Genomic DNA, 5,615 nt, shown 5'->3' on the forward strand with positions numbered 1-5,615 from the left:
CCGGTTCCGACCTCGGCCTGACGGGACGCGGCCGCGCGCTCGGCCTGCGCAGCGGCGGCCCGGAGGGCGACGGCGCGGGCGAAGTCGGCCTGCGTCGGCATGCCGTAGGCGCGCGCCGTGGTGTCGTGCATCTCGACCACGTAGCGATGCAGGCGTTCGGAGAACTGGTGTGCGATCTCGCCGGGCGCGGCGCGCAGCGGACGCCCGAACACCACGTGCACGTGCGGACGCCCGGGCACGGGCACGTTCGCGCCGTAGGGCATCGCCGCATACGCGCCGACCAGCGCGATCGGCAGGACGGGCACGTTGCGCGAGATGCTCAACGCGGCGGCACCGGGGGTGAAGTTCGCCATCGCGCCCGTCCGCGACCTGGTTCCCTCGGGGAAGATCAGGATCGGCACTCCCTCGCTGACCAGCCGGGCGGCGAGGCCACGCAGGCCGGTCCGGTTGGCATGCCCTTGGCGCTGCACGGGGAAGGAGTTGAAGAACAGGGTCGTGGGCAGCGCGGTGTACCAGTTGCTGAAGAAGTAGTCGCCGGCGGTGGCCGCGGCCAGGTTCTTCGACAGCCGCCGCGGCAGCGCGCCGTAGATCAACGGGGCATCGAGATGGCTGGAGTGGTTGGCGACCACCACGAAGGGCGCCTTGAGGCCCTCGAGGTTCCGCACCCCGTGTTCGTGCACGGTCAGCGCCGACCAGATGTAGGGCTTCATGATCAGGTGCTGCGCGATGAACCGGGCAGACCCCGGCCCAGCGGAGGTGTACCTGTTCAGCTTCGGCTCAGCCACCCGAATCCTTCCGTGTAACCCGGCCATTGTGCCGCACTCGGGATCCGGGGCGCACTGTCTCAGGCGGCTGCGGGAGGATTCAGGCGGGCTCGGCGAGCAGCTCGGCGTGGCGAGCGAGCCTGCGCAGGGCGCGCGAACAGCGCCAGCGGACCACATCGGGTGTGGTGCCCAGCTCGCCCGCCGCCTGTGCGCTGGTGCGACCGGCGACGTACACCGTCCACAGCACCCGGTGCGTGTCGGCGTCGATCAGGCCGAGACGGCGCGCCTCCCGCAGCGTCGTGGTGGCGTCGGCCTCCGGAGTCGGTGCCGGCGGGTCGAGGCCGTCGACCGGTGGTGGACAGGGAGGCCGCACGAGGCTTCGCCGCATCGCCCACGCCAGGTTCGCGGCGATCGAGCGGGGCCGCCGGTCGACGGGATACTCGGCGATCGCCAGCCACAGTTCGGCGATCACGTCCGGCAGGCTCCCCGGGCGCCCCGCGGACAGCACCACGGCCTTGCCGAGCATCGCCTGCAGGACGACCCGGCGGGCCAGGCCGTCGCCCGCCGCGCCGAGCCGCAGCAGGGTGGCCAGCACCCGGTCGGGGTTGGCCCGGACGAGCCCGAGCACCGCGCCCAGGTCTGCAGCGGCGGCGAGGTCCGGTTCGTCGGCCCAGTCGCCGATGGGGGCGGTGGCGAGGTCACGCCACTCGTCGTTCAGCGCGTCCAGTGACAGCTGTGCGTCCATGCCGGACAGCGTCGCGAACCGGTGTTGCCCACGGTGTTGCCCCACCGGGCCCGGGTGTTGCCCGAACCCGCCCCCGTGTTGCCCGAACCCGTCCCCGTGTTGTCCGAACCCGTCCCCGGTGTTGCCCGAACCCGTCGCCGGTGTTGACCGAACCCGTCCCCGGTGTTGCCTTGCCCGCCCCTTCGTGGTGCGTGGCCCGCCGCTCGTGATGCCCGGTGCCACGGCTCCTCCGCCCGTCCGGACCAGATTGGGGACGGTTCCTTACTCGGTCCGCCCGGACTGGATTGGGGACGGTTCCTTACTCGGTCCACCGGACTGGATTGGGGACGGTTCCCTACTCGGTCCACCGGACCGGATTGGGGACGGTTCCTTACTCGGTCCACCGCCGCCCGTCGGCTGAGCGTTTCTCGGCCTTTTCTAACGATTCGGCAACGACCGGTCCCAGAGGCGATTGAAACGTGAAAACGGTCGTAGAATCGGTGTCGTACTCACCACGGGGGTTGGCGGCCCGACCGTCATCATGTTCGCCCAGGGGGACGCTCGGATATCCAGCGTCCCCCTGGTGCCGTCTTCGGGCCGGCTCAGCGGCCGGTGTAGCCGGCGAAAGCCCGGTCCAGGAACTCGGCCAGGTCGCCGGTCTCCCCGTCGCGCCCGCCGCGTCCGATCACGAGGGTCGGATCGCTCGGCTGCGGTGTCACGCCGGTGAACCGGGCCAACGCCGAGCCTGCGGTGATCAGTTGGTAGTAGCGGCCGTCGGGCGCGACGGCGAGCGTCCGCGCCCGGTTCAGGTACCACCCGACCAGCCCTGTTCTCACCCTGGTCCCGTTGAGCAGGGTGGCCTGCAGCGGCTCGGGCGCCGCACCGGCCTCCCGCAGCCGGAGGACGAAGGCGTCCAGCTGGGTCTGCGCTGCCTTCGCCTCCGCCTGCGCGGAGGCCTGTGCCAGTTCGTGCCTGCGGCGCGCATCCGCCTGGCGCCGGCTCTCCTCAGCCATGCTGCTCAGGGTAGTGCGCTCGCCGCGGGGTTGGCTCGGGCTCCTAGGCTGGGCGCGGACGTCAGGAGGTGGGATGGAGCCGAGCGGACCGACGGAGTCGACCGGTCGCGGTCTTGTCGACCGCCTGGCTATCGGCGCCCTGCTCGGCGTCCTGGTCGTCTCGATCGGCGGTGTCGCGCTGCTCACCGTGTACCTGAACCGGCTCGGGGACGCGGTCGAGGGACTCAAGCGGGTGGACCCCCTCGCCTCGTACGCCGGACGGCCGAGCGCTGTCAGCGAGGACGGTGTGGACGCGGTGAACTACCTGCTGACAACCACCGACGAGGCGGGGACGCTCGAGGCGGTCGTGATCGTCCACCTGTCGTCGTCGCGGCGGGACCTCACGCTGGTGGCGCTCCCCTCCGACCTGGTCGCCGACGACGGCAACGGACGCACGACCCTCGCGGCGAGCTTCGCGCAGGATCCGCTGCGGACGGCGCGGGCCGTCGAGTCGCTGACCGGTGCGCGGATGGACCACCAGGCGCGGCTCGACCTGGACGGCTTCTCCGGCGTGGTGGACAGTCTCGGTGGCATCGCGATCGACGGTGCAGACCTCAGCGGTCAGCAGGTCGTCTCGCTGCTCGGTAGCGCCCCGGATCCACTGTCCCGTTCGGTCCGCACCGCGGACCTGCTCCGGGCGGCGTTCGCCCGGGCCAACCTCGGCTCGACGATCACCGACCCGAACCGGTTCGACAAGGTGATGGACGCGCTGACGCCCTGCCTGACGGTGGATTCCGCCCTGACCAGCGAGGAGATCAGGGGGATGATCGTCGAGTCCCGCGTCCGGGCCGACCGGATCGCCACCTGGCCTCTCGGTTCCCGCCCGACCCAGGCGGGCGCGGAGCCGGACGAGGAGGCGTTGGCCGCCCTGCGGGCGGCGTTCGCCGAGGACGCGTTCACGACGACGCAGACACCCGCCACCGCCCGGTCGGCCGCGTCCGCCCCGAGTTCGCCGAGCCCCATCGCGTCCGCGCCGAGTTCGCCGAGCCCGACCACGGCCGCCCCGACGCTCACCTCGTCGCCGCAGCCGACCGGGTCCCCGGATGTGCGGATCGCGACCACCTCCACGTCGAGCCCGCGCTGAGGCCGGTAGGCTCGGCGGCGTGCGGACACGGTGCAGGGGGCGACTCGCCACGGGGCTGGCCGGGATGCTGGTTCTGCTGAGCCTCGGCGGAGCGCTCGCGTGGTGGTTCCGCTACGCGGCGAACCGTCCGGCCGCCCGGGCCTGGGCCGCGGGCACGGACGCCCTGAGCTGACCCGCCGGCGCCGCGATCACTCCAGGAAGCCGTCGCCCGGATCGGACGGACCCGCCAGCACGTCCCCCAGCGCCTGGCCGACGGCGACGGCGTGATCGTCGGGATCCTCCATCGAGCTCAGCCGGGCGTGCAGTTCCGGGTCGGTGGACGCGGTCCACAACAGCAGGTCGAACACCTCGAACTCGATCCCGACCGGGTCCCCGTGCTGGTCGAAGGCGAGCAGCAACTCGAGCGCGACCGGGGGCCAGGCCTCGCCGTAGGACTCCTCGATCCCCAGCCCGGGGTGGGCGCGGACGAACGATTCAGGCTCGGCCTCGAAGGCGACCTCGGTCACGCCGTCGTCGGCATCCTTCACCGTGCTGAACTCGAACCCCCACGGTGCGAGCTCGTCGGTGAGGGCGTCGATGTACTCGTCCGGGATCCGCATGTCGCAACGCTAGTCGACGGCGGGCGCCCGATACCGGCGAGATGGCGACGCACATCACCTTCACAGGTGGTGAGCCGATCGGCCTCCTCGCCGTCGTCGCAGCGCAGCAGCGCGATCGTCACCTCCGTCCCCGATCGCGCGACCAGGCGCCATCCCCCGCCGGCCTGCTGCCAGCGCAGCAGGCTGAGCAGGTCGCGGCTCGGCCCGGTCATGGACGGGCCTGCTCGTCGAGGATCCCCGCGAGCACCGAGAGGTGGCTCAGCGACACCTCGCGGGTGGAGGTGACGAGGGTGATCGGGCGGTCCGCGGCCAGTGCCGAGAGCTCGGCGAGTGCCGACCGGCCCTCCGAGGTGTCGAGTTCGGCGCGGTAGCGCGCCGAGAACTCCGCAAAGCGCTCGCGGTCGTGGCCGTACCACTTCCTGAGCTCGGTGGACGGGGCGGCCTGCGGCAACCAGCGGTCGATCCGGGGGTCATTCCTGCGGATCCCGCGCGGCCAGAGGCGATCGACCAGCACCCGGGTGCTGTCGTCGTCGCGCTCGTCGTAGAGCCGTGCCGTCCGCACCGTCCCACCGTACGGTGGTGGCCGCGGCCGGGTCCATGGCCGTGGACGTGTCGAAGGCGTTGCGTTCGGTCCTCCTGCGGACAATTCGTGGTGTGGGGGTTCTGAGCGACGAGCAGGTCTGGGCGCGGGTGCTGGCCGGTGACGCGGCGCTGTTCGGTGTGATCTGGGATCGGCACCGGGACCGGGTCTTCCGCCATCTCCTCGGTGCCGGGACGGGCAGGAACGACGCCGAGGACCTGACCGCCGTGGTGTTCCTGGAGCTGTGGCGTCGCCGCGGCACCGCGCGGTTCGTGGACGGTTCGGTGCTGCCCTGGCTCCTGGTGACGGCGGTCAACGTGGCCAGGAACGCGCGGCGGAGCCGGAATCGGTTCCGCGCGTTCCTGGCGCGGCTGCCGGAACCCTCCCCCGCTCCGGATGCCGCGCAGGTGCTGTGGGGCGAGTTCTCCGGTTCGCGTGCGGAGCGCCTGGGCCCCGCGCTGGACGGATTGGGCGGCCGGGACCGGGCCCTGCTGGGGCTCACCGCGGTGGAGGGCTTTCCGGTGGGCCAGGCCGCGGTGGCGCTGGGGATGAGCGAGGCGGCGGCCCGGATGCGGTTGTCCCGGCTGCGCCGCCGGCTGCGGGCAGAGATCGGCGCCGAGGCAACGATGGAGGGAGAGCGGGGATGAGCAGCGGGTTCTCGGAGGAACGGTCGTCGGCGATCCGGGCAGAACTCGTCGCCGAGGTCGCGGTGCCGCGGCGGCGGCGTCCACACTGGTGGCGGGCCGCGGGCCTGGTGGTGCTGGGCGTGCTCGCGGGCGCGGGCGCGACGGGAGCGGCCTTCGCGAGCGGCG

8 protein-coding genes are annotated in these 5,615 nt (G+C 72.5%); 3 read left to right on the forward strand and 5 right to left on the reverse strand.

Annotation, left to right across the window (positions count from 1 at the left end; all coding sequences use genetic code 11):
* The 3 genes from QM633_RS08605 to QM633_RS08615 all read right to left on the reverse strand — a co-directional run.
* Window positions 1-812, reverse strand: an 812-nt coding sequence (locus QM633_RS08605; RefSeq protein WP_415153339.1) for a lysophospholipid acyltransferase family protein, incomplete at its 3' end; no start/stop codon positions are given.
* 52 nt (window positions 813-864) lie between these two features.
* Complete coding sequence (locus QM633_RS08610; RefSeq protein WP_415153340.1) at window positions 865-1,509, reverse strand: RNA polymerase sigma factor; 645 nt, start codon at window positions 1,507-1,509, stop codon at window positions 865-867.
* Window positions 1,510-2,090: 581 nt separating this feature from the next.
* Complete coding sequence (locus tag QM633_RS08615) at window positions 2,091-2,501, reverse strand: hypothetical protein (RefSeq protein ID WP_415153341.1); 411 nt, start codon at window positions 2,499-2,501, stop codon at window positions 2,091-2,093.
* A gap of 73 nt (window positions 2,502-2,574) precedes the next feature.
* Here QM633_RS08615 and QM633_RS08620 point away from each other — a divergent pair, with 73 nt between their 5' ends.
* Together QM633_RS08620 and QM633_RS08625 are read left to right on the forward strand one after the other, a co-directional pair.
* Window positions 2,575-3,624 carry an LCP family protein gene (locus QM633_RS08620; RefSeq protein WP_415153342.1) on the forward strand — a complete coding sequence of 350 codons (1,050 nt, stop codon included), beginning with the start codon at window positions 2,575-2,577 and terminating at the stop codon, window positions 3,622-3,624.
* A gap of 19 nt (window positions 3,625-3,643) precedes the next feature.
* Entirely contained in the window at window positions 3,644-3,796 is a 153-nt protein-coding gene (locus tag QM633_RS08625; protein WP_415153343.1) for a hypothetical protein, read from the forward strand.
* Window positions 3,797-3,812: 16 nt separating this feature from the next.
* Here QM633_RS08625 and QM633_RS08630 read toward each other — a convergent pair whose 3' ends face one another.
* Window positions 3,813-4,223, reverse strand: coding sequence for a hypothetical protein (locus QM633_RS08630; protein WP_415153344.1), 411 nt, complete (start codon window positions 4,221-4,223; stop codon window positions 3,813-3,815).
* Window positions 4,224-4,431: 208 nt separating this feature from the next.
* A complete protein-coding gene (locus tag QM633_RS08635) occupies window positions 4,432-4,785 on the reverse strand; it encodes a DUF488 domain-containing protein (RefSeq protein ID WP_415153345.1) in 354 nt (117 codons plus the stop codon).
* Window positions 4,786-4,877: 92 nt separating this feature from the next.
* Between QM633_RS08635 and QM633_RS08640 the strand changes: the two genes are divergently transcribed.
* On the forward strand, window positions 4,878-5,450 hold the full coding sequence (locus QM633_RS08640) for an RNA polymerase sigma factor (RefSeq protein WP_415153346.1): 573 nt from the start codon (window positions 4,878-4,880) through the stop codon (window positions 5,448-5,450).
* Window positions 5,451-5,615 lie beyond the last annotated feature (165 nt).

Source organism: Propionicimonas sp. (genome assembly GCF_047606205.1).
Classification (GTDB): Bacteria; Actinomycetota; Actinomycetes; order Propionibacteriales; family Propionibacteriaceae; genus Propionicimonas.

What these genes read in the sequence shown, in the direction of transcription:
- QM633_RS08620 (WP_415153342.1), top strand. Translation starts at nt 2,575, where the DNA reads ATGGAGCCGAGCGGACCGACGGAGTCGACCGGTCGCGGTCTTGTCGAC.
- QM633_RS08615 (WP_415153341.1), bottom strand. Translation starts at nt 2,501, where the DNA reads ATGGCTGAGGAGAGCCGGCGCCAGGCGGATGCGCGCCGCAGGCACGAA.
- QM633_RS08610 (WP_415153340.1), bottom strand. Translation starts at nt 1,509, where the DNA reads ATGGACGCACAGCTGTCACTGGACGCGCTGAACGACGAGTGGCGTGAC.
- QM633_RS08630 (WP_415153344.1), bottom strand. Translation starts at nt 4,223, where the DNA reads ATGCGGATCCCGGACGAGTACATCGACGCCCTCACCGACGAGCTCGCA.